This window comes from Stenotrophomonas sp. CFBP 13718, assembly GCF_014842145.1.
GTDB lineage: Bacteria > Pseudomonadota > Gammaproteobacteria > Xanthomonadales > Xanthomonadaceae > Stenotrophomonas.
Map to the genome: position 1 here is coordinate 148,352 of NZ_JACYVC010000009.1, position 20,955 is coordinate 169,306.

General features: G+C 67.2%; 18 protein-coding genes. 9 read left to right on the forward strand and 9 right to left on the reverse strand.

The features are described 5' to 3' along the window. Positions 1-50: 50 nt before the first annotated feature. A complete protein-coding gene (locus IFT58_RS14605) occupies positions 51-1,265 on the reverse strand; it encodes an MFS transporter (RefSeq protein ID WP_192082366.1) in 1,215 nt (404 codons plus the stop codon). A gap of 105 nt (positions 1,266-1,370) precedes the next feature. Between IFT58_RS14605 and IFT58_RS14610 the strand changes: the two genes are divergently transcribed. Then, a complete protein-coding gene (locus IFT58_RS14610; protein WP_192095709.1) occupies positions 1,371-2,279 on the forward strand; it encodes a LysR substrate-binding domain-containing protein in 909 nt (302 codons plus the stop codon). A gap of 32 nt (positions 2,280-2,311) precedes the next feature. On the opposite strand, the gene IFT58_RS14615 is transcribed toward IFT58_RS14610, so the two are convergent. Beyond that, the gene (locus IFT58_RS14615; RefSeq protein WP_192095711.1) at positions 2,312-4,435 is read right to left on the reverse strand and encodes a methyl-accepting chemotaxis protein; all 2,124 of its coding nucleotides are present in this window, start codon (positions 4,433-4,435) and stop codon (positions 2,312-2,314) included. Between the two features lie 183 nt (positions 4,436-4,618). Between IFT58_RS14615 and IFT58_RS14620 the strand changes: the two genes are divergently transcribed. From IFT58_RS14620 to IFT58_RS14630, 3 genes are all read left to right on the forward strand, one after another. Further along, positions 4,619-5,071 (forward strand): Rrf2 family transcriptional regulator, encoded by a 453-nt coding sequence (locus IFT58_RS14620; protein ID WP_192095713.1) that lies wholly within the window; start codon positions 4,619-4,621, stop codon positions 5,069-5,071. Continuing rightward, a complete protein-coding gene (locus IFT58_RS14625; RefSeq protein WP_192095715.1) occupies positions 5,061-5,978 on the forward strand; it encodes an NAD(P)/FAD-dependent oxidoreductase in 918 nt (305 codons plus the stop codon). Before IFT58_RS14620 ends, IFT58_RS14625 begins: the two co-directional genes overlap by 11 nt. Before the next feature lie 77 nt (positions 5,979-6,055). Beyond that, positions 6,056-8,749 carry a hypothetical protein gene (locus tag IFT58_RS14630; RefSeq protein ID WP_192095717.1) on the forward strand — a complete coding sequence of 898 codons (2,694 nt, stop codon included), beginning with the start codon at positions 6,056-6,058 and terminating at the stop codon, positions 8,747-8,749. Positions 8,750-8,848: 99 nt separating this feature from the next. On the opposite strand, the gene IFT58_RS14635 is transcribed toward IFT58_RS14630, so the two are convergent. Continuing rightward, the gene (locus IFT58_RS14635; protein ID WP_192095719.1) at positions 8,849-9,805 is read right to left on the reverse strand and encodes an aldo/keto reductase; all 957 of its coding nucleotides are present in this window, start codon (positions 9,803-9,805) and stop codon (positions 8,849-8,851) included. A 214-nt stretch (positions 9,806-10,019) separates the two neighbouring features. Between IFT58_RS14635 and IFT58_RS14640 the strand changes: the two genes are divergently transcribed. Both IFT58_RS14640 and IFT58_RS14645 read left to right on the forward strand, forming a co-directional pair. Beyond that, entirely contained in the window at positions 10,020-10,838 is an 819-nt protein-coding gene (locus tag IFT58_RS14640; protein ID WP_249405720.1) for a methyltransferase, read from the forward strand. Positions 10,839-11,024: 186 nt separating this feature from the next. Then, positions 11,025-11,564, forward strand: a complete 540-nt coding sequence (locus IFT58_RS14645; protein WP_192095723.1) for a pseudouridine synthase — start codon at positions 11,025-11,027, stop codon at positions 11,562-11,564. Positions 11,565-11,658: 94 nt separating this feature from the next. On the opposite strand, the gene IFT58_RS14650 is transcribed toward IFT58_RS14645, so the two are convergent. Both IFT58_RS14650 and hrpB read right to left on the reverse strand, forming a co-directional pair. Then, on the reverse strand, positions 11,659-12,060 hold the full coding sequence (locus IFT58_RS14650) for a hypothetical protein (RefSeq protein WP_188325382.1): 402 nt from the start codon (positions 12,058-12,060) through the stop codon (positions 11,659-11,661). 128 nt (positions 12,061-12,188) lie between these two features. Then, positions 12,189-14,696 carry an ATP-dependent helicase HrpB gene (gene hrpB, locus IFT58_RS14655; protein WP_192095725.1) on the reverse strand — a complete coding sequence of 836 codons (2,508 nt, stop codon included), beginning with the start codon at positions 14,694-14,696 and terminating at the stop codon, positions 12,189-12,191. Between the two features lie 67 nt (positions 14,697-14,763). On the opposite strand from hrpB, the gene IFT58_RS14660 reads away from it, so the two are divergent. Continuing rightward, a complete protein-coding gene (locus IFT58_RS14660; RefSeq protein WP_192095728.1) occupies positions 14,764-15,573 on the forward strand; it encodes a TatD family hydrolase in 810 nt (269 codons plus the stop codon). A gap of 31 nt (positions 15,574-15,604) precedes the next feature. On the opposite strand, the gene IFT58_RS14665 is transcribed toward IFT58_RS14660, so the two are convergent. Together IFT58_RS14665 and panE are read right to left on the reverse strand one after the other, a co-directional pair. Continuing rightward, positions 15,605-16,498 (reverse strand): NAD-dependent epimerase/dehydratase family protein, encoded by an 894-nt coding sequence (locus IFT58_RS14665; RefSeq protein ID WP_192095730.1) that lies wholly within the window; start codon positions 16,496-16,498, stop codon positions 15,605-15,607. A 5-nt stretch (positions 16,499-16,503) separates the two neighbouring features. Further along, entirely contained in the window at positions 16,504-17,442 is a 939-nt protein-coding gene (gene panE / locus IFT58_RS14670; RefSeq protein ID WP_192095732.1) for a 2-dehydropantoate 2-reductase, read from the reverse strand. A gap of 297 nt (positions 17,443-17,739) precedes the next feature. Between panE and IFT58_RS14675 the strand changes: the two genes are divergently transcribed. Then, a complete protein-coding gene (locus IFT58_RS14675) occupies positions 17,740-18,180 on the forward strand; it encodes a hypothetical protein (RefSeq protein WP_192095734.1) in 441 nt (146 codons plus the stop codon). A gap of 105 nt (positions 18,181-18,285) precedes the next feature. On the opposite strand, the gene IFT58_RS14680 is transcribed toward IFT58_RS14675, so the two are convergent. Both IFT58_RS14680 and IFT58_RS14685 read right to left on the reverse strand, forming a co-directional pair. After that, on the reverse strand, positions 18,286-19,086 hold the full coding sequence (locus IFT58_RS14680; protein ID WP_188325377.1) for an ABC transporter permease: 801 nt from the start codon (positions 19,084-19,086) through the stop codon (positions 18,286-18,288). Continuing rightward, positions 19,083-20,030: an ABC transporter ATP-binding protein gene (locus IFT58_RS14685; protein WP_192082394.1), complete on the reverse strand. Its 948-nt coding sequence runs from the start codon at positions 20,028-20,030 to the stop codon at positions 19,083-19,085. The genes IFT58_RS14680 and IFT58_RS14685 overlap by 4 nt, the downstream gene beginning before the upstream one ends. Before the next feature lie 103 nt (positions 20,031-20,133). On the opposite strand from IFT58_RS14685, the gene IFT58_RS14690 reads away from it, so the two are divergent. Continuing rightward, entirely contained in the window at positions 20,134-20,883 is a 750-nt protein-coding gene (locus tag IFT58_RS14690) for an FAD-binding oxidoreductase (protein WP_192095736.1), read from the forward strand. The last annotated feature ends 72 nt before the right edge of the window (positions 20,884-20,955 follow it).

Sequence of the window (20,955 nt, forward strand, 5' to 3'; positions counted from 1 at the left end):
AGGGGGTGTGTGCATGCGGGCAACGCTGCGTCGTGGCAGCGGGATGGTGCTCAATGCGCGGCCACGGCAATGCCGTTGGCCTGCTCATCGATGCCATCACGTCGATCCAGGCGGCCGCTCAGCGCCGTCAACCCGAGCGCGCCCAGGACCACCACGGCCCCCAACCAGGGCGTGTGCATCAAGCCGACGTGTTCCACCACCAGGCCGCCCAGCGAGGCGCCGAGGGCGATACCGATGTTGAAGGCGGCGATGTTCAGGCCGGACGCCACATCCGTTGCCTGCGGTGCGTAACGCTGCGCCTGCTTGACCACGTAGACCTGCAGGCCGGGCACGTTGCCGAACGCCACCGCACCCAGTGCCAGCACGGTCAGCAGGACCAGCCAGGTGTTGTACGCGGTGAACGTCAGCACCAGCAGCACCAGCGCAAGCAGCGCGAAGATGCGCTTCAGCGCGGGAATCGGGCCCAGCCGGTCGGCCAGTCGGCCGCCCCACACATTGCCGAATGCCACCGAGATGCCATACACCAGCAGCACGCCGCTCACGGCATTGGCCGAGAAGCCGGTGACATCCTGCAGGATCGGGGCGAGATAGGTGAAGGAAAGGAACGTGCCGCCGTAGCCCAGCGCGGTCATGGCGTACACCAGCAGCAGGCGCGGCTGTGCGAGCACCCCCAGTTGTTGCCGGAACGTCGCCGGCGCGCTCTGCGCCAGGTTGCGTGGGACGAACAACAGGCTGCCCAGCAGGGCCACGACACCCAGCGCGGAGACCGCAAGGAACGTCGCACGCCATCCCATGTGCTGGCCGATGAAGGTGCCCAGCGGCACGCCGGTCACCAGGGCGACAGTCAGGCCGGTGAACATGATCGCGATCGCGCTGGCGGCCTTCTCCTTCGGCACGACCGAGGTGGCGATGATCGAGCCGATGGAGAAGAACACGCCATGCGCCAGGCCCGTGAGGATGCGCGCGACGATCAGTGAGCTGTAACCGGGGGCCAGGAAGGCGACCAGGTTGCCAAGGGTGAACACCACCATCAGGGCGACCAGGAGGGTTTTGCGCGGTACGCGGCCGGTGAGCGCGGTAAGCACCGGGGCACCGATCGCCACCCCCAATGCGTAGAGGGACACCAGCAGCCCTGCCGAGGGCAGGCTGACCTGCAGGTCGGCGGCGATGGTGGGCAGCAGCCCGACAATGACGAACTCCGTGGTGCCGATGGCAAAGGCGCCGAGAGTCAAAGCCAGAAGGGCGAGGGGAATGCCACGGGTCATGACAGGGTCCAGCGGGGAGGAAGGAGCGCAGTCTGCGCCGCGTACCTTTGCGCCGGAAGCCATCTTCACGCCAATCACTCTTGCGCCATGGTCAATAATGGCCCCATGAAGACGACCCTTGATGAGATGCAGGCGCTGCTGGCGGTCATCGACTGCGGCACCCTCAGTGCGGCAGCGGAGCAGCTTGGCCAGACCACGTCAGGGGTAAGCCGCGCACTGGCGCGCCTGGAACAAAAGCTCGGCACCACGCTGCTGACCCGCACGACGCGGCGGCTGCACCTGACCGCCGAAGGCGAGGCATTCGTCCGCCAGGCGCGGCACATCGTGGAGGCGGTGGAGACGGCCGAAGAGCAGATGGCGCTGCGTCGCCAGCGTCCGGCCGGCCGCCTGCGCGTGGACGCGGCGATGCCCTTCGTGCTGCATGTCATCGCCCCCTTGGTGGCCCGTTATCGCGATCAATTCCCCGACGTCGCCCTGGAGGTCAACAGCTCGGAGCGCTACATCGATCTGTTGGAACGACGAACCGACCTGGCCATCCGCATCGGCCCACTGGCCGACTCGACTCTGCATGCGCGCTTGCTGGGCCGGTGCAGGTTGCAGCTGGTGGCGGGCCCGGGATATCTGCAGCGGCACGGCATGCCGGACAGCCTATCGGCCCTGCAGCGGCATACCCTGCTGGGATTCAACGAGCCTGAATCGCTCAACCGTTGGCCAGTGCCCGGTGATGATGAGGGGCAGCTGCGGATCCGCCCGGACATCGCCGCGTCGAGCGGCGAAACGTTGCGCCGGCTGGCGGTGGAAGGCGCCGGCATCACCTGCCTGTCCGATTTCCTGACCCACAGCGACCGCGCTGCCGGCAGCCTGGTACCGGTGTTGTCGGCGCAGACCCTTGATGTCTTCCAGTCCATCCACGCGGTGTACTACCGCAACACGGCGGTGTCAGCGCGCGTACGCTCGTTCCTGGACGTGCTGGCCGCGGAAATGCAACGGGCGCCGTTCGTACCCGTTGCCTGACCCCTCCGCACGACCAGCAGACGCGATGGCCGTTATGCGGTGGCCATCGGACGACGCGCCGCATCCAGCGTGAACACGCCGACCGCGTCCGTCAGCCGCGCTGCCTGCTGTTCCATGCTGCGGGCGGCGGCCGAGGCCTCTTCCACCAGTGCGGCATTCTGCTGGGTCGCACCGTCCATCTGCACGATGGTCTGGTTGACCTGTTCGATGCCGGCACTCTGTTCCTGGGACGCTGCGGAGATGTCGGCCATGATGTCGGTGACCCGCTGCACCGATGCGACGATGTCGCCCATCGTGGCGCCGGCCTGACGCACCAGTGCGGACCCCTCGGCCACGGTGTCCACCGAGGTCGCGATCAGGTCTTTGATCTCCTTCGCGGCGGCAGCGGAGCGTTGTGCCAGCGTGCGTACTTCGCTGGCCACCACCGCGAAGCCGCGACCCTGGTCACCGGCGCGCGCGGCTTCCACGGCTGCGTTCAACGCCAGGATGTTGGTCTGGAACGCGATGCCGTCGATCACCGTGATGATATCGGCGATGCGTCGCGAAGCGGCTTCGATGCCACTCATCGTGGCCACTACCTGGCCAACCACCTCGCCGCCCTCCGAGGCGACCGTCGCGGCGCGGTGTGCCAGCTCGTTCGCGGTGCGCGCATGGTCAGCGTTCTGGCGAACGGTGGACGTCAGTTCCTCCATCGAGGCGGCGGTTTCTTCCAGATTGGCCGCCTGCTGTTCGGTGCGCTGCGATAGATCGTTGTTGCCCGTGGCGATCTCGGCGGCCGCATCCTGCACGCTGTTCGCCACCTGCTTGATGTCGGCGACGATGGTGGCCAGCTGCGCCGCCGTCGTGTTCGCATCGCCGGCGATGCGCGCGAACACGCCGTGGAATTCGCCATGCATGCGCGCACGCAGGTCACCATCGGCGATGGCGCGCAGCATGGTCGACACCTGGCCCAGATTGCCGTCGGTCACCTGCATCAACTGGTTGAGGCCAGCGACCATGTCGGCGAAGTCATGATCGAAGCGTGCCACGTCGCCCCGCTGGCTGAAGTCGCCCGACGCCGCTGCACCGGCAAGCTGCTTGATCTGCGCATTGATCGCGCCCAGATTCACCTTCGCCCGATCCAGCGTATCGGTGATCACCTGCTTTTCGCCCGGCAGGCGGTCCATGTCTTCGGACAGGTCACCCACCGCGTAGCGGCTGACGATGTCGATCACCCGCATCTTCACCTGGATATGGGCCGCAACCAGTGCGTTGCAATCGGCGACCATGCGCCCATACGCGCCGGGGAAGGCGTCGGCCTGCATGCGGTAGCTGATCTGCCCGGCGTCGTGGGTACGGGCCATCTCCGCCTGCGCGGCGAGCACGCCACGCAGCGTGCTCTGCACGTCCTGCATCGCCTTGGCCAGTCGACCGATTTCATCATTGCCCTGCACCTGCACCCGGTAATCAAGGTCGCCGGCCGCCACTGCACGTGCGGCCGCTTCCACCGCCGCCACCGGGCGTACCACGGCGCGGCGCAGCCACCAAGCCAAGGCAAGCAGCAGCAACAGCGCGGCGACGACGGTCACGACGGCGCTGGTTACCAGAAGTTCGCGCGCATCCGTAGCGCGCTGGGCGATGGCCGCATCGGCGACCTTTGCGGTATGTGCGGCGAGCGCATCCAGCGCCTGGGCCAAAGGCCGGTCGCGCCCGCGCACCGGCGCATCGCCGGCAGTCGGGTCGTAACCCGATGCAATGTAGGCCTGGAGTGCACTCTGGTAGTCGCGCTCCAGCGTGTCCTGATCGGCCATGAAGGCGGCCACCTTTTCGCGGGTCGTCGCATCTTCAGCACGGCCAACGGTGGCCGCCAGATCGCGCACCTTGCGGCCTTCTTCGACCAGCGCGGCCGTGTGCTTCTCGCGCAGCGCATCGTCGCTGCCGCGCAGCAGCACGTTCTTCCATTCCTGCACCTGCAGGCGGAACTCGCGCTGCAGCTTCTCCGCATCGCGGTTCACCGCATAAGAGGCAGGCATCGCGGTACCCAGGTCAAACCAGGCCGACGCCAGGCCGGCCAGGGCACTGGCGACCAGGAGCAACAGGCCCAGCGCCGTGGCACCGACCAGCTTGAACTGGATGCCACGCGCAGGGAGGGAGGAAGCCGGGCTGGCGGTGCGCATGAGCTGTCTGATCCGGGAAGGGAATTTCGGTATCGGTCAAACAGCGCCGCGCTTAAGTGCCAATTCGGTCACGGTTCGTGTTGCATTCAATGAGATGAAAGCTTCGTGATAGCGCTTGAGTCTGCGTATATGGAACGAATCAAGACCATAGACATCAGCATTAAATGTAACTATGGTAGTTACATGAAAGCCGCCAACCCATTGTCCGACGCCCTGCACGTCATGGCCCATCTGGTGGGCCAGACCCTGCCGATGACCTCCACGCAGCTGGCCACGTGCCTTCCCACCCATCCGGTGGTGATCCGGCGGCTGCTTTCGCAGATGCAGCAGGCAGGCCTGGTGCACAGCGCACGCGGCCACGGCGGCGGCAGCCTGCTGGCCCGACCGCCCGCAACGATCTCGCTGCATGACATCTACCTTGCCGTCGGCGCGCCCTCGCTGGTGCAGGGCCAGGTGCAGCACGAGGGCATCGGCTGCCCGATCCGCCAGCTCGTCGATCAGGCGCTGCACGAGGGCGCCGTGCAGGCACAACGCCTGCTGGAAGCACGCCTGCGCTCGACCACGCTTGACACGCTGGGGGCGGAATTTGCCCGCCACCTGCAGCACCACCACCACGGAGCGCACCATGCAGACTGAAGTCATCATCGTTGGCGGTAGCTTCGCTGGCCTGTCCGCCGCGCTCATGCTCGCCCGTGCCCGCCGCGATGTGCTGGTGATCGATGCCGGCAAGCCGCGCAATCGCTTTGCCAGCCATTCGCATGGCGTGCTGGGGATGGATGGCATCGCCGGCAGCGACCTGCTGAAGACCGCGCGCCAGCAATTGCTCGATTACCCCAGCGTGCGCTGGCTCAGCGGTGAAGCGGTGGAGGCTGCCGTCGGCGCCGACGGCGTGCAGGTGGGCTTGGCAGACGGCACCCTCGCCACCGCGCGCAAGCTGCTGCTTGCGACGGGCATCAGTGACCAGCTGCCCGACATCCCGGGCCTGGCCGAGCGCTGGGGCAGCACCGTGCTGCACTGCCCCTACTGCCATGGCTACGAAGTAGGCGGCGGGGCGATCGGCGTACTGGGTGGCGTGGAGGGTGCTGCCGCAAAGGCGGCGTTGCTGGCCGACTGGGGCACGATCACGTTCTTCAGCCAGGGCCTGCCGATCAGCGACGACGAAGCGGCCAGCCTGCAGCAGCGCGGCGTTCAGATCGAAACCACGCCGGTGGTCGCTGTGCAGGGCGAGCAACCGCAATGGCTCGAACTGGTGCTGGCCGACGGCCGACACAGCGCCCAGCGGGCACTGTTCGCCCCTGCACTGCAGGCCATGGCAACGCCGCTGGTCGAGCAACTGGGCTGCCGGTTGGTCGACAGCCCGCTGGGCGTACTGATCGACGTCGATGCGCAGAAGCAGACCAGTGTCCCGGACGTCTATGCCGCCGGGGACGCTAGCGTGATCGGCAACATCACCTTGGCCAGCGCCGAGGGCGTGCGTGCCGGCATCGGCATCCACCATGCCTTGGTAGCCGAAGACAGCCGGCCCCGCCACACCGCCGGCTGACGCGCGCGATTCCTGGTGGTCCGCTGCCGCGTCAGCGAGCACCATCATCGTCAGTTGATCGACGGCAGGGTTCCCCCATGCGTTCCGAAGCACCGCTGGCGCAGGCCCGCTGCGCTTCGCAGATGACCTTCAGCGTCTCTCGCGCGTTGCACGACGGGCTGGGCGGCTTGGCGGGACGTGCGGTCTCCGGCGTCGGCAACCTGCCGCTGCCGGTGCTGCCCGCCGCGCTGCAGAACGAAATGCGCGCGGTGTTGCACGGCGCAGGCCGCGAACTGATCCACTGGGGAACCGTGCTCGGTTTCTCCCGTGCCGTGCAGCAGGCTGAACGGCTGATTCCCGGTGTCAGTCTGCCCTACCAGGCGTATCAGCTGTTCTCGGCGCTGTCTGCGGCCGGCAGGGGACAGATACTGAGCGCGCTGCAGCAGCTGCCGTTCTCCGCGCTGGTGCCTGCGCAGGTGCTCCAGGCGCTGGCGGAGAGCCTGCGCCGAATCACGGGAGAACGGCTGCCGGCGCACGGCGACATCGCACCGATCGTGCTGGGCCTGGCCGCCTGTGCGCTGCTGTGCGCCAGCCAACGCCCCGCCATGTCGCCACCGCGGACGGCCTCCGGATGCGCCCTGGTGGCGGGGATCCGCTGGCTGCGTGTGCTCGCAGGCCTGCATGCTGCACTACCGCCTGTCATCGCGTCTGGCCGCGCACGGGCCGCGGGCAGGCCGGTCGCGTTCGTCCCTGCACACCACAACGCCACCGGCCTGCTGCGCGTCGGAACGACGGGCTGGCCTGCCCTGCTATCGCTGGCAGGGGGGCCGGCCCCGCCGACGTCGACCGCAGCAAGTGCTTGGCCGCTGCAGGGCGTCGAGGCCGGCGTAGCGAAGGTCAAGGTGAAAGTACCGGTAAAGCTACCGCGACCGGCGTCGCAGGCGGGTAGCGGCCGGACCGGTGCGGCTGCGCCTCCGGGCCGCAGCCGGACCACCCACCACCGCCGGTGGCATGCGCGGCCGGATGGCCGCTTGGGCAGCGACGGCCGCGGCGCGGTCGATCCTCAGCTTCCGCCGTGGCGCCCGCAGGGCCTCGTCGGCCAACAGCCCCCGCACGCAAAGGAAAGCACGGCAGTGGCCAAGCAGGCGATCGCCCATGGCACGAAGTCAGGCCATCCCGCCATGAACCGCAACGCGCGCCTCACCCCTGCGCCGCCGTCCGCCGGCCTGCGGGCCATCCTGCCGACCAACGCCAGCATGCCGCTGGCACCCCCCGATACCGCCGCGCCACCCGCTTGGCAGGACACCACGCCGGCCGCCGAGCCATCAGCCGAGCCCCTTTCCTGCCTGCGCTTCCACGACACCGACGAGGCGCGCCTGCAGGTTGGCAAGATGCGCTTCCTGCCGCTGCAGCCGGCTTTCTGCGTGCCGCCCGGCACGCGCGCGGACTTCCTGGATGGGTTCGACGCCGCGCCCTCGTCACGCGACGCGGCGGCAAGCTGGATGAAGTCCCATGCGGTGCATGAGGACCTGACCGCCGCGCAGTGCCGCGCAGGGGCCAGCAAGTACACTGGCCTGGGCCAGATCGAGCGCGGCGAGCCCCGCGACGCCACCGCGCTCGGTGACGATGCGCTGTACGCGCTGATGACGGTATCGGTGCTCAAGGATGGCGAGCTTCAGCGGCGGCAGGTCAGCTCTGAGCAGGTACTTGCCCGCAACAGTTTCCGTCTGCTGCTGCACCGCGCGCCGTCCGGCCTGCAGAAAACATTCCTCGTGTTCTTCATCAACGCGGCCGCGTTGCCGTGTCGGGGCGCGCGGGCGGGTTTCCTGGAGGTGACCGCGGCGGCCGATGGCGAGTACGCCGTGCACGATGAAGTCGCAGGGTTCGGCCTGTCGGGCAGCTCGCTCGATGCGCTGGTGGAAGGTGCGCAGAAGATGTCCGGCTGCCGTTTCGAGGCGACGCCCTTGCCGGCCGCTGGGTCCAGCGGGAGTGAAGAGGCCGAACTGGCCGTGCCCGCGCGCCACCTCTTCGTTCGCGAGCAGTCCACATGGTGCGGCAATGCGCGCTACATGCCGCAGGTGCTGAACGACGATCTGCCCTTCTTCATCGCCAGGAGCGTGCACGTGCCGGGGCAGGCCGACCCGACCATCCTCTACCGGAACAGCTTTTCATTGGGCACTGACATCCTGGTGCACATGGACGAGCATGGCCAGGTGGGCGCGCTACCGCTGCAACTCTCAACGTCGGTGCCGGGAAGGGTGATGCTGAGGTCGCCGGAGAGTGCCGTCACCCGTCGCCTCATGGGTCTGCACGACCTGCACGACGGCGATCAATACCTGCTTCTGGACCTGATCGAGCGGTTTGAACGCGGCGGCATGAGCTGGATTCCCGGCGCCATGGCCGCCCCCTGCCGACAGCAGGACGACGTTGAGGTGAGCGGGCAAGCCATCGCCTGCGCTCTGATGCCCGCCACTACCGACAGGCCGGCATCACCCCCTGCGCCGCCGCCCCGATCCCTCTTTGTATGGGCGGATGATGAGGTCCGCTACGTGGATCACGATGGAACACCGGGCACGCTTTACTTCCTGCGCAGCGGCATGAGAGCGCGCAATCTGGTGCTCGCGCCAGAGAACGATGAGGACACCCTTGACTTCGCGCGACGCAATGACCTGCGGCCCCACACGCGATACGCCGAAGATGAAGTGCTCTGGCTGCTGAAAGGCGAGGGCTTCGAGCTCATCCGTGCGGAGACCTCAGCGGACGCCGATGACCAATCGCAGGAAGCGGCTTGATGGTCATGATCGAGATCGCCGCCATTCAACCCCGCTACGAGGAACCAGCATGAGCCACGCACCGGTTCGCCTGCGGTGCGATGGCCTGCAGCGGGCGTTTCAGCCCTGCGCGCTGGCCTGATCCAGCTCGGCGACATCCTGTACGGACAAGGCAACGCGGGCCGCCGCCAGCACGTCGTGCAGCTGCTCCACGCTGGTCGCGCTGACGATCGGCGCGGTGATCGACGGGCGTGCGATCAGCCACGCCAGTGCCACCTGGGATGCCGTCGCGGCATGTCGACTGGCAATGTCATCCAGCGCAGTCAGGATGCGTTGGCCGCGCGGATTGAGATACTTCTCAACCACGCTCTTGCCACGGGCAGGGCTCTTGGCGGCATCCTCGGCGCGGCGGTACTTGCCACTGAGGAAACCACTGGCCAGCGAGTAATAGCTGATCACCCCGATCTGTTCGCGCTCCACCAGCGCTTCCAGTTCCGATTCGTAGCCGACCCGGTCGTACAGGTTGTACTCCGGCTGCAGGCTTTCATAACGGGGCAGGTGGTAGTTCGCCGAGACCTCCAGGGCGTCCGCAAGGCGCGATGCACTGTAGTTGGAGGCACCGATCGCATGCACTTTGCCCTGCTCGATCAACCGGGCGAACGCACCCAGCGTGGATTCCAGCGGTGTGGACTCGTCATCCTCGTGCGCCTGGTACAGGTCGATGTGATCGGTCTGCAGGCGGCGCAGGGAGTCTTCCACCGCGGCATTGATGTTGTCCGGGGACAGACCGGGACGCTCGGACCACTTCGCCACCTTGGTGGCCAGCACGACGTTGTCGCGCTTGCCGCTGCGGGCGAACCACCTGCCGATCAGTGTCTCCGACTCACCGCCCTGGTTGCCGGGCACCCACGCGGAATAGGCATCGGCGGTATCGACCAGATTGAACCCTGCATCGACGAACGCATCCAGCAGGGCGAAGGTCTGCTTCTCATCCGCACTCCATCCGAATACATTGCCGCCGAACGCGATGGGATGCACCTGCAGGCCGGAGCGGCCGAGTTCGCGGGTTGCTGTCATGCGAAGGTCTCCTGGATAACCGAGCATCCAGCATAGATCGTGTTGCATGACCGCGCTGCGGCAGTGACCACAAAACTGTGTTGCGCACGCGTGCGCCGCGATAACGCTATGTGAACACCATGAGCGCCTCGGCTGCTAGTCTGCGCCCACCATCCGCGGGAGCCGATCCATGAAAACCCTGTTGAACGCATCTGCCTGTTGCCTTGCCCTGGCCATGGTGCTCGCCGCGCCGGCGTACGCCCTGTCGCCTGTTGCCAACCCCGGCGCAGCGGATATGCAGGCATCCCCGGCGATCGAGGCGGCGGTGAAGTCCGCTACGCGCGATCCGGCCAACATCACCCGCGACGCCTACCGCCATCCGGCGCAGACGCTGTCCTTCTTCAAGGTGACGCCGACCAGCACCGTCATCGAAATCACCCCGGGCAACGGCTGGTACAGCGAGATCCTGGCACCGCTGGTGCGCCAGCAGGGCCAGTACGTGGCCGCCGTCGTGGATCCGATGTCCGTACCGGAAGGACGTGGACGGGACTACCAGCAGCGCAGCCGCGAGGGCCTGCAGAAAAAGTTCGGCGCCGCGCCGGCGCAGTTCGACAAGGCATCCGAGGTCGCCTACAACCCGGCCGCCCCGGTGTTCGGCAAGCCGGGTTCGGCCGACGTGGTGCTGACCTTCCGCAACGTGCACAACTGGCGCAAGTCGGGCCAGGCGCCTGGCATGTTCAAGGGCTTCTACGAGGTACTGAAGCCGGGTGGCGTGCTGGGCGTGGTGGAGCACCGTGCGAAGGCCGACGTCGGTGATGACGATGACACCGGCTATGTGGGACAGCAGCAGGTGATCGCCATGGCCAAGGCCGCAGGGTTCACGCTGGACGCGAGCAGCGAGATCAACGCCAACCCGCGCGACACCAAGGATCATCCCAACGGCGTGTGGACCTTGCCACCGTCCAACAACCATGATGCCGCCGACGCCGCGAAGTACAAGGCAATCGGTGAGAGCGACCGCATGACGCTGCGCTTCATCAAGCCGCGTAGCTGATCCAGGGTGACGCGATGTGGCGGGTGCCTTGCACGGGCACCCGCGGCACTCCGCCGGCAGGCCCTGTGACGGATGGGACGGCATGCGTCAGACTTGACGTACTTTCCTCCTGCCACGCCTGCCCGGTGGATGTGCTGTCCGTCCGGGCACGCATCGCACTGCCGGCCAGGACCGAGCCCTGCACCGATGGCCCTGATCCTTTTCAACAAACCTTTCAACGTGCTCTGCCAGTTCACTGACCGCAGCGTACCGCCGCGCCCGACCCTCGCCGGGTTCGGCCTGCCGCCGCAGGTATATGCCGCCGGTCGCCTGGACCATGACAGTGAAGGCCTGCTGCTGCTGACCGACGATGGTGGCCTGGCGCATCGGTTGACCGACCCACGGCACAAGGCCGACAAGACCTACTGGGTGCAGGTGGAAGGGGAGCCGACCGACGACCAGCTCGACCAGTTGCGGCGTGGCGTGGTGCTCAATGATGGCCCGTCGCTACCTGCCAGCGCCGTATCCATACCCACCCCCGCCCTGTGGCCGCGCGATCCGCCGGTACGTTTCCGCAAGAGCGTGCCCGACGCGTGGCTGGCCGTGACCCTGCGCGAAGGGCGCAACCGTCAGGTTCGTCGGATGACCGCAGCGGTCGGTCTGCCGACCCTGCGGCTGGTGCGGGCGGCTATTGGGCCGTATCGGCTGGATGACCTGCAGCCTGGCCAATGGCGGCAGGTGGACTGACGCGCAAATGACGAAGGGCGCGGTTTTCACCACGCCCTTCGTCACTGCGATGTTGCGGACAACGGGAGGCGGATCATCGATCCACCCCGTCGGCTCAGGCATCGCTGCCGATATCGCTGTGCTCGTCTACCACCGTGTTGGCACGACGGTCACGGGCGGCCACGCGCTTGGCCTGGCTGTTGACGACATGACCGCCTTCCAGCTTCTTCTTCTGCTGCTTGCGGTACAGCGCATAGCCCAGCAGGCCCACGCCCACCGCTGCTGCCGCGATCGTCACCGCGGGGTTACGGCGCACGGCCTTGGTCGCGATCCGGCCACCGGTCTTTACGGCACCCAGCGCGGCGCCGGTCTTCAGCCAATCTGCAGCGGTCGGCCCGAAATGACGCAGGCTGCCGCCCAGGTTGCCGCCTGCGTGCTTGATGCCGTCGCCGGCGCTGTGGGCCAGGTCAAGGGCGCGTTCCAGTGCACGGTCGGTGATTACGGTCAGTCTGCTCATGTAGGGTCCTTTGCCTCGGGTCGGACTCCAGTGTCGCGCGGTCGCTGTAAACGGCATGTCAGGCAAGCGGGCCGATGGCGTGACTCCATGGCCGCCATTCAGGAATCCCGCACCTCCTGATGACTGGGTTACGTTCCGCGGGGTTTGGCGCGGTGCGTTGCCGTGGCCGTCCACGGGTCCTCCGGCCAGGGATGCCGGGGATACCGTCCCTTCATCTCCTTTTTCACCTCCGCATAGGTGTTCGCCCAGAAGTTGCGCAGATCCTGGGTGACCTGCAGCGGACGTCCGCCCGGCGACAGCAGATGCAAGGTAAGGGCGACACGGTTGTCGGCCATCCGTGGCGTATCTGCCAAGCCGAACAGCTCCTGCAGCTTCACCGCCAGCACCGGGGGCACGGGTTCACCGGTCTCGCTGTCCAGGGTGTAGCTGATCGCGCGCTCCTGCCCGGACGGCACACGGATGCGGGTCGGTGCATGGCGCTCCACCAGCTGGCGCTGCGACCAGTCCATCGGCGTTTTCAGTGCCTCGCCAAAGCTGGCCTCATCCAGAGCATCCAGCCGGGTCTTACCGCGAAAGGCAGGCTGCAGCCACGTGGCGCGACTGGCCAGCAGCGCGGCATCGCCGACATCCGGCAAGCCGAGTTCGGGCATCCAGCGGCGCAGCCCCTGCACGCGCGCCTGCCATTGGCGCAGGCCGTCGGTCCACGGCAGGGCCTGCAGCCCGAGTTCGGCAACTGCCTCGGTCAGCGCGGCGGCGGCATGGGCGGGATCGACGCGCCCCGCCGACCGGCTGTCGAAGACGATGCGGTCGAAACGGCTTTCCCGCAGCGCGACCAGCGCGCGTCGATCGGCGTCCCAGCGCACGATGTCCTCGGTGACGAAGCCCGCCGGAAATGCGCGGCGCAGGTACTGCTCATCCACCGGTGCAGCGCGCAGCAGCAACGCATCACCGCGTGCCTCGAAGCGCAGCTCGCTGGCCACCAGCCACGGCTCGCCGCGCAGGTCGCTGAGTTCGTGCAGGCGCGCGCTGCGGCCGTTGGCCAGCAGGTAACGCAGCGGGTCGTTGGGATGTCGGTACGCGATGCGGTCGGGGAACGCATGGGCCAGCAGGTCGCCCAGTTGATGCGCTTCGATGCTGGTGGGCGGCACGGCATTGCAGCGCAGGCGTCGGCGCCATTGCTTCGCGGCCGCATCGATGGCGGCCAGCCCACTGCGGTTCGCGTCGTGGGGCGCGCGGCCGGCGCGGAATGCGGCCAAGGCACGCCAGCGCGCGGCCAGCCCGTCACCGCCCTGGCGCAGCGGATCGCGCGCCTCCAGCAGCGCGGCGACGTCGGCAGCCAGCGCCTGCTCGCCTGCCGTATCGGCCGCCAGCAGCATCGAGGCCAATCGCGGGTGTGTGCCCAATGCCAGGATGCGACGGCCCTGCGCCGTGATCGCGTTGCCGGACGACAACGCCCCCAGGCGCTGCAGCAGCTCCCGCGCGGCGGCCAACGGTCCGGCCGGCGGCGCGTCGACGAAGCGCAGGTCGCTGCTGCCCCACGCCGCCAGCTCCAGCGCCAGGCCGGCCAGTTCCACCTGTTCGATCTCTGCCCGGCGCTGGGGCTCCAGCCGCTGCGACTGCGGCCACAGCCGCCACGCCCAGCCGCTGGCGACGCGACCGGCGCGACCGGCGCGCTGATCGGCCGAGGCCTGCGCGATGTGCACCACGTCCAGACGGGTGAAGCCGCTGTTGGGATCGTACTGCGGCTCGCGTGCGAGGCCGCTGTCGATCACCACGCGCACCCCGGGCAGGGTGACCGATGATTCGGCTACGTTGGTGGCCAGCACCACGCGTCGTCGGCCATCGGTGGCGGGCTGCAGCACGCGCCCTTGTTGTTCCACCGGCAGCTCACCGTGCAGCGGCAGCACCTCGGTGCCGTTGTCCACGCTGTCCTGCAGACCCGCCAGTACGCGCTGGATTTCGCGCTGTCCGGGCAGGAACACCAGCACATCGCCGGGATGGCTGGCCAACGCCTGCTGCACCGCGCGGCGGACCTGCAGTTCCAGCAGTTCGTCGCGGCGTGCCGGGAAATGGCTGACCTCCACCGGAAAGCTGCGCCCCTCGCTGGACAGACGCGGCGCATCGAGGAACTGGGCAAGCCGTTCGCCATCCAGCGTTGCCGACATCACCACCAGGCGCAGGTCTTCGCGCAGCTGTGCCTGCACATCCAGCGCCAGCGCCAGGCCCAGGTCACCACTGAGATGCCGCTCATGAAATTCGTCGAACAGGATCGCGCCGACGCCCTCCAGCATCGGGTCGTCCTGCAGCATGCGGGTCAGGATGCCCTCGGTCACCACCTCGATGCGCGTCCGCGCCGACACTTTGTTGTCGAAGCGGATGCGGTAGCCCACCGTGTCACCGACGTCCTCGCCGCGTTGGCGCGCCATGAACTGCGCGGCACTGCGCGCCGCGACGCGGCGCGGCTCCAGCAGGATGATCTTCCTGCCCTGCAGCCACGGGGCATCAAGCAGCGCCAGCGGTACCTGGGTGGTCTTGCCGGCCCCGGGGGGGGCCTCCAGCACCAGCCGGGGGTGCGCCGCCAGCGCATCCAGCACCTGCGGCAACAGCGACGAAATCGGGAAGTGCGGGGTACTCATCCTGCAAGGATAAGGGCGCACGGGGCCATGGGTACAATGGCGCGGCGTTTTCCCCACAGCGATGACCATGCAACTGATCGATATCGGCGCCAACCTGACCCATGACTCCTTCGACCGTGACCGCGATGCCGTGCTGGCGCGTGCGCGCGAGGCGGGCGTGGCACAGATGGTCATCACCGGTGCCAGCCGCGAGCACTCGCCGCTGGCCCTGCAGCTGGCCCGCCAGCATCCCGGTTTCCTGTACGCCACGGCCGGCGTGCATCCCCACCATGCGGTGGAATACACCGACGAATGCGATGCCGAGATGCGCGCGCTGCACGCGTACGCCGAGGTCGTAGCCGTGGGCGAGTGCGGGCTGGATTACTTCCGCGATTTCGCCCCGCGCCCGGCCCAGCACCGCGCCTTCGAGCGGCAGCTGCAGCTGGCCTCGGAGGTCAGCGCTGCGGACGGCGGACGCAAGCCGCTGTTCCTGCATCAGCGTGATGCGCACGACGATTTCATGGCGCAGATGAAGAACTTCGAGGGCCGCATCGGCGCGGCGGTAGTGCATTGCTTCACCGGCGAACGCCAGGAAATGTTCGACTACCTGGACCAGGACTGGTACATCGGCATCACCGGCTGGCTGTGCGACGAGCGCCGTGGCGCGCACCTGCGCGATCTGGTCAAGCACATCCCGGCCAATCGCTTGATGATTGAAACCGACGCGCCCTACCTTCTGCCGCGTTCACTGAAGCCGTTGCCGAAGGACCGTCGCAACGAGCCGATGTATCTGGCCCACATCGTCGAAGAGCTTGCGCGGGATCGCGGTGAAGCGGTGGAGGTCGTCGCAGCGAATGCCACGGCGGCCGCGCGGGCGTTCTTCCGCCTGCCGGGGTGATGGCGGAGGTTCCGCCGAGCGTGGCGGGGCGTTACTGACGCCCGTCGCCATGTGCCCAGGCGTCCCGCAGCCCTTCCCGGTAGCTGGGGAAACGGGGTTGCCACTGCAGCAGGGCACGCGTTTCGCGGCTGTCGATGCGCTTGTTGCTTTCGTAGAAGCGGCGCAGTGTCGGGCTGACCGAGGCATCGTCCCACGCCTGCGCCGGCGGCATGGACCGCCCGCTCAGACGTGCGGCGTAGGCCAGCACGTCCTGGGGTGGGGAAGGTTCATCGTCTGCAGGCAGGTACAGCGTATGCCCGCTTGGCTGCCGCAACGCTGCGATGATGACGGCGGCCAGATCTTCGATGTGCAGGCGGTTGAACACCAGCCCCGGTCGCAGCACCTGCCGTGCGCGGCCTTCGGCCAGCTGGACCAGTGCATTGCGGCCGCGCCCATACAACGCAGGCAGGCGGAATACCGCCGAATCGAGCGTGCGCGCGGTGGCCAACGCCTGCCACTGCGCTTCAGCACGCAGTCGGTGCAGCGCAGCGCTGCTGCGGCCATCGGCCTCGGACCGCGCGTCGACCCAGCCGCCATCGCGGTTGGCATACACGCCCGTCGATGACAGATAACCGACCCAGCGCAGGGCCGAACTGGCCTGCAGGGCATCGTGGAGCACGCGCAGCGCCGGGTCGCCGTCGGCATCGGGCGGCACGCTGCTCAGCACGGCGTCGGCCTGATCCACGGCGGCCAACAGCGCCGCGTCCGGATCACGGCCAGCGACCAGCGCATGGCGGGTCAACCCGTCCAGCGGCGCGGCGGCAGGATCGCGCACCGTGCCGCTGACCTGTACCCCAAGCGACTGCAGCCGGGTGGCCAGCAACCGCCCGCTGTAGCCCATGCCCAGGATCAGCACCCGGCGGGGCAGGGCGCGCACGTGGTGCATCGCCGTCAGCCTGCGCGCTCTGCCTGATAGGCCTGCAGTTGCGCGTACGCCTCTGCCAGCAGGGGCGCGGGCTGGCCGAAGGCCTGAGCACGCGCCACCATGTCGCCCACGATGTGATCGGCTTCCACCTGCTGTCCGGCTTCCAGGTCACGCAGCATCGACGCCTTCAGGGCGGAGCCCGGCTGGGTCAACGCGCCCAGTGCGGTCTCCTGCGCGGCGGCCGGGATCGGCTCACCCGACGCCTCGGCGACCGCCACGCACTCGGCGTACAGGCCACGCAGAAACGCATCGCCGCCATCGCCGGCCACGATCGTGCCGATGTCGGCGCGCCGCAGGCAGGTGGCCGCCGCCAACGCGGTCAGGAAGGTGTACTTGATCCACTGCTCCTGGGCGATATCCTCGCTCGCGACATGGTCTACGTCGGCCTGCACACAGGCCGCCGCCAGCGCCAGCACGCGCGCACTGAGCCCGACGTCGTCGCGCTCGCCGAAGGTCAGCTTTGCGGCCTTGGCCAGGTGCCGTATGGCGCCGTCTTCATCCTTGGTGGCGCTGATGAAGCACAGGCCGCCCAGCACCGCATCGCGGCCGAAGCGTGCATCCAACGCGGCGTAATGGCGCAGGCCGTTGAGAATCGGCAGCACGCTGGCGCGCGTGCCGACCGCCGGCGCGATGGCCTCGATCGCACTGTCCAGATCGTAGGCCTTGCAGCTCAGCACCACCAGGTCGAAGGGGCGCTCGGCGACCAGCGCCGGCAGGGTCTCGGCGGTGACGTGCTGTACCGGGAACGCGGCATCGCCCAGCGGGCTGCGGATCACCAGCCCGTCGCGCTGCAGTTGGGCCGCACGCGCCGGGCGCACCAGGAAGGTGACGTCCACGCCGGCCTGGGCCAGGCGTCCGCCGAAATAGCCGCCCGTACCACCGGCGCCGAGGATCAGGATGCGCATCTGCAGGTCACTCCAGGTTCGGGAAACATGAAAATGTTATTGGCTGGCCTATTGTGCACGCAGCCGTGTTGCTATGATGAAGCCTGGATCGGGGATTCCCGGTCGGCATTGGGCCTCGGCGGATTCGCTGGGGCCTTTTGTTTTTCACGGGAAGGATTTGAGACCGTAGCCTGTGTAGCGGACTTCTGCATTGCGGTCGAGCTTGGTAGCTATGGCAGAAGTCGCTGTAATCATCCTTCTTTTGCAATTGCGGGGCGCGAGCACTTGGCTGCGAGACGGGACATCCGGAGATTGGTATTGATCGCTATTCTTTTGGCGCCGATTTCTTTTGCAGTCTCAAGTGGAATAGTTTCTGCAATTGAATTTCTGTTCGCGCACACGCTTCCCGAAGGGGGGTGGCGCAGCGTGGAAGACGGTATCACTGTAGGCGCAATGATTTATGGGCTTACAGCAGCTCCTCTATTGGAGAATCTGCTTCTCCTTGGCGCACTGCTTGTCGTGAAGAGGCTGGTCGTCAGCGACGTGATGGCCTCCTTGATTACCGCACTCTTGGCTGCCTCAGCTCACATGTTGCTTTCGGGGCAAATAGCCTATGCAGCGGTAATTCCTGGATTCTTTGTCATGTCAATGTTGGCGCTTTCCCCACAGACAAGGTCTGAGGGCTACTGGATATCGGTAGTTCACCACATCGCGATCAACAGCCTGTCTGTAGCGAGCATCCTCATACGACACGTTTAGGACAACAGGACAGCACGAACAACGGGTACCCGTCATCCATGCTGTCCCTGCCGTGATCGCCACGCTCATCATCGAATACGATGCGGTTCGCTGAACCGCATCACGTCAGCTCCGCAGGCCGACGCCCCGGCGCAGCAGCCACAGGGCCACGAAGGTCAGCGCCACCACGAAGCCGATCATCAACGCATAGGCCACCCACAGCGGCACATCGCTGGTGCCCAGCAGGCCATAGCGGAACGCGTTGACCATGTAGAAGATCGGGTTGGCATGCGTGGCGGCTTCGGCCCAGCCCGGCAGCAGCTTCACCGAATAGAACACGCCACCCAGGTAGGTCAGCGGGGTCAGGATGAAGGTCGGCACGATGGCCACGTCATCGAACTTCTTCGCGTACACGGCATTGATGAAGCCGGCCAGCGAGAAGATCGTCGCGCCCAACAGCACTGTGGTCAGCGTCACCAGCGGGTGCGGGATACGCACGGGGGTGAAGAACATGGCGATGATCAGCACGATCACGCCCACCATCAGTCCGCGCAGCACCGCACCGGCCACATAGCCCCACAGGATCACCCAGTTCGGCATTGGACTGACCAGCAGCTCTTCCACGTGGCGGCCGAACTTGGCCCCGAAGAACGACGAGCTGATGTTGCCGTAGCTGTTCTGGATCACGCTCATCATCACCAGGCCTGGCACGATGAACTGCATGTAGCTGTAGCCGCCCATCTCCCCGACGCGCGAGCCGATCAGGCCGCCGAAGATCAGGAAGTACAGGGTCATGGTGATTGCCGGCGGCACCAGGGTCTGACCCCAGATGCGCAGGATGCGCGCCACTTCGCGGCGGACCACGGTGGCCAGCGCGATGCGGTTGCGTTGCCCGTCGGTCAGTACGGGGGTCGGGGTGGTGCTCATGCCACGTTCTCCTGGTTGCCGGTGAGCCGTACGAACAGCTCCTCCAGGCGGTTGCTCTTGGTGCGCATGGATCGCACGCGGATACCCGACGCATTGAGTGCGGCGAACACGCGGTTGAGGTCCATCGCCCGTGGCATGTCGATGTCCAGCGTGTGGCCGTCGGTGGCGGTCAGCGTCGCACCCTCGATCTGCGGCAGCTCCGCCGGCAGCACGCCGTCGATGTCGAACAGGAAGCCTTCCACGTCCAGCTTGGCCAGCAGCTCACGCATCGGGCCCTGGGTGACGATCTGGCCGTGGTTGATGATGGCCAGGTTGCGGCACAGGTGCTCGGCTTCTTCCAGATAGTGGGTGGTGAGGATGATGGTGGTACCGGCGACGTTGATCTCCTGCAGCACCCGCCACATGTCGCGGCGGATCTCGATGTCCACGCCGGCGGTCGGCTCATCCAGGATCAGCAGGCGCGGGCGGGTCATCATCGCGCGGGCGATCATCAGCCTGCGCTTCATGCCGCCGGACAGGGTGCGGCTCATCACCTGTGCCTTGCCCCACAGATGGGCGCGCTTGAGCTCTTCCTCGGCGCGCTTTTCCGCTTCGGCCCGGTCCACGCCGTAGAAGCCGGCGTAGTTCACCAGGATGTCGAACGGCTTTTCGAACAGGTTGAAGTTGATCTCCTGCGGGACCAGGCCGATCAACCGCATCGAGGCACTGCGCTCACGCACCAGGTCGGTGCCGAACACCTCCACCTGGCCATCGCTGAGGTTCACCAGTGAGCTGACGATGCCGATCAGGGTCGACTTGCCGGCGCCGTTCGGGCCCAACAGGGCGAAGAAGTCGCCCGGGGCCACTTCCAGGGAAACGCCCTTCAGCGCCACGGTGCCGTTGTCGTAGGTCTTGCGCAGGTCGCGCACGCGCAGGGCGGGCGCGTTGTTGTTCAGGGAAGCCAAGCTCGAAGCCTTTGCGCCGGCAGGTGGCGCATGGAGGGGTTCAGGGGGGGCTATTATAGATCCCCCCACGGGCTCGCCCCGGCTACACACTGTTCCCATCGCCGTGCCTGTCCAATTTCCCATCAAGCTGGTCGACCGCCGCATGCTGGCGCCCACCGTCGGCCATTACCAGTTCCTCCGCGATGACGGCCAGCCGCTGGATTTCCAGCCCGGCCAGTTCATCCAGGTCCACTTCCAGTACGCCGATGGCACCGAGACCAAGCGCAGCTACTCGCTGGCGACGATCCACGACCATGCCCTCGGGCCGGGCGAGGCGGTGGATATCGCGGTGAGTTTCGTGCCCGGCGGGGCCGCCACGGCCCTGTTCGAGGGCCTGGATATCGGCGGCCAGCTCAGTGCCAGCGGCCCATACGGCCGGTTCTGCCTGCAGCCGGGTGACCATAACGGCCGCTACCTGCTGATCGCCACCGGCACCGGCGTCACCCCGTACCGCTCCATGCTGCCCCTGCTGGCAACGGCGATGGCCGAGCGCGGGGTGAAGGTCGTGCTGCTGCAGGGTGCGCGGACGCCGGCCGAGCTGTTGTACAGCGAGGATTTCGAAGCCTTCGCGGCGGCGCACCCGAACTTCCGCTATGTGCCGTGCCTGTCGCGCGAGTTGCCGGCTGCGCCGGGGCCGGACGTGCGCCATGGCTATGTGCAGCAGCAGCTGGCGGACATCGCGCCGGATGCGGCCACGGACATCGCCTATCTGTGCGGCAACCCGGACATGGTGGACACCTGTGTCGACGCGCTGAAGGCAGCCGGCCTGGGCAACCCGCAGATCCGCCGCGAGAAATACGTTTCCAGCAAGTAGGTCGGCGAACGGGTGAGACCCCCTCGCGGGTGGCTGCTGCGAAAAGCGGATTACGTGTTGGGGGCCGGGCGG

Bases quoted from the DNA above. Each gene is read 5' to 3' on its own strand.
- IFT58_RS14635 (WP_192095719.1), bottom strand. From the start codon at position 9,805: ATGACAGCAACCCGCGAACTCGGCCGCTCCGGCCTGCAGGTGCATCCC.
- IFT58_RS14620 (WP_192095713.1), top strand. From the start codon at position 4,619: ATGAAAGCCGCCAACCCATTGTCCGACGCCCTGCACGTCATGGCCCAT.
- IFT58_RS14640 (WP_249405720.1), top strand. From the start codon at position 10,020: ATGGTGCTCGCCGCGCCGGCGTACGCCCTGTCGCCTGTTGCCAACCCC.
- IFT58_RS14665 (WP_192095730.1), bottom strand. From the start codon at position 16,498: ATGCACCACGTGCGCGCCCTGCCCCGCCGGGTGCTGATCCTGGGCATG.
- IFT58_RS14610 (WP_192095709.1), top strand. From the start codon at position 1,371: ATGAAGACGACCCTTGATGAGATGCAGGCGCTGCTGGCGGTCATCGAC.
- IFT58_RS14660 (WP_192095728.1), top strand. From the start codon at position 14,764: ATGCAACTGATCGATATCGGCGCCAACCTGACCCATGACTCCTTCGAC.
- IFT58_RS14625 (WP_192095715.1), top strand. From the start codon at position 5,061: ATGCAGACTGAAGTCATCATCGTTGGCGGTAGCTTCGCTGGCCTGTCC.
- IFT58_RS14605 (WP_192082366.1), bottom strand. From the start codon at position 1,265: ATGACCCGTGGCATTCCCCTCGCCCTTCTGGCTTTGACTCTCGGCGCC.
- hrpB (WP_192095725.1), bottom strand. From the start codon at position 14,696: ATGAGTACCCCGCACTTCCCGATTTCGTCGCTGTTGCCGCAGGTGCTG.
- IFT58_RS14630 (WP_192095717.1), top strand. From the start codon at position 6,056: ATGCGTTCCGAAGCACCGCTGGCGCAGGCCCGCTGCGCTTCGCAGATG.
- IFT58_RS14650 (WP_188325382.1), bottom strand. From the start codon at position 12,060: ATGAGCAGACTGACCGTAATCACCGACCGTGCACTGGAACGCGCCCTT.
- IFT58_RS14615 (WP_192095711.1), bottom strand. From the start codon at position 4,435: ATGCGCACCGCCAGCCCGGCTTCCTCCCTCCCTGCGCGTGGCATCCAG.
- IFT58_RS14680 (WP_188325377.1), bottom strand. From the start codon at position 19,086: ATGAGCACCACCCCGACCCCCGTACTGACCGACGGGCAACGCAACCGC.
- IFT58_RS14645 (WP_192095723.1), top strand. From the start codon at position 11,025: ATGGCCCTGATCCTTTTCAACAAACCTTTCAACGTGCTCTGCCAGTTC.
- panE (WP_192095732.1), bottom strand. From the start codon at position 17,442: ATGCGCATCCTGATCCTCGGCGCCGGTGGTACGGGCGGCTATTTCGGC.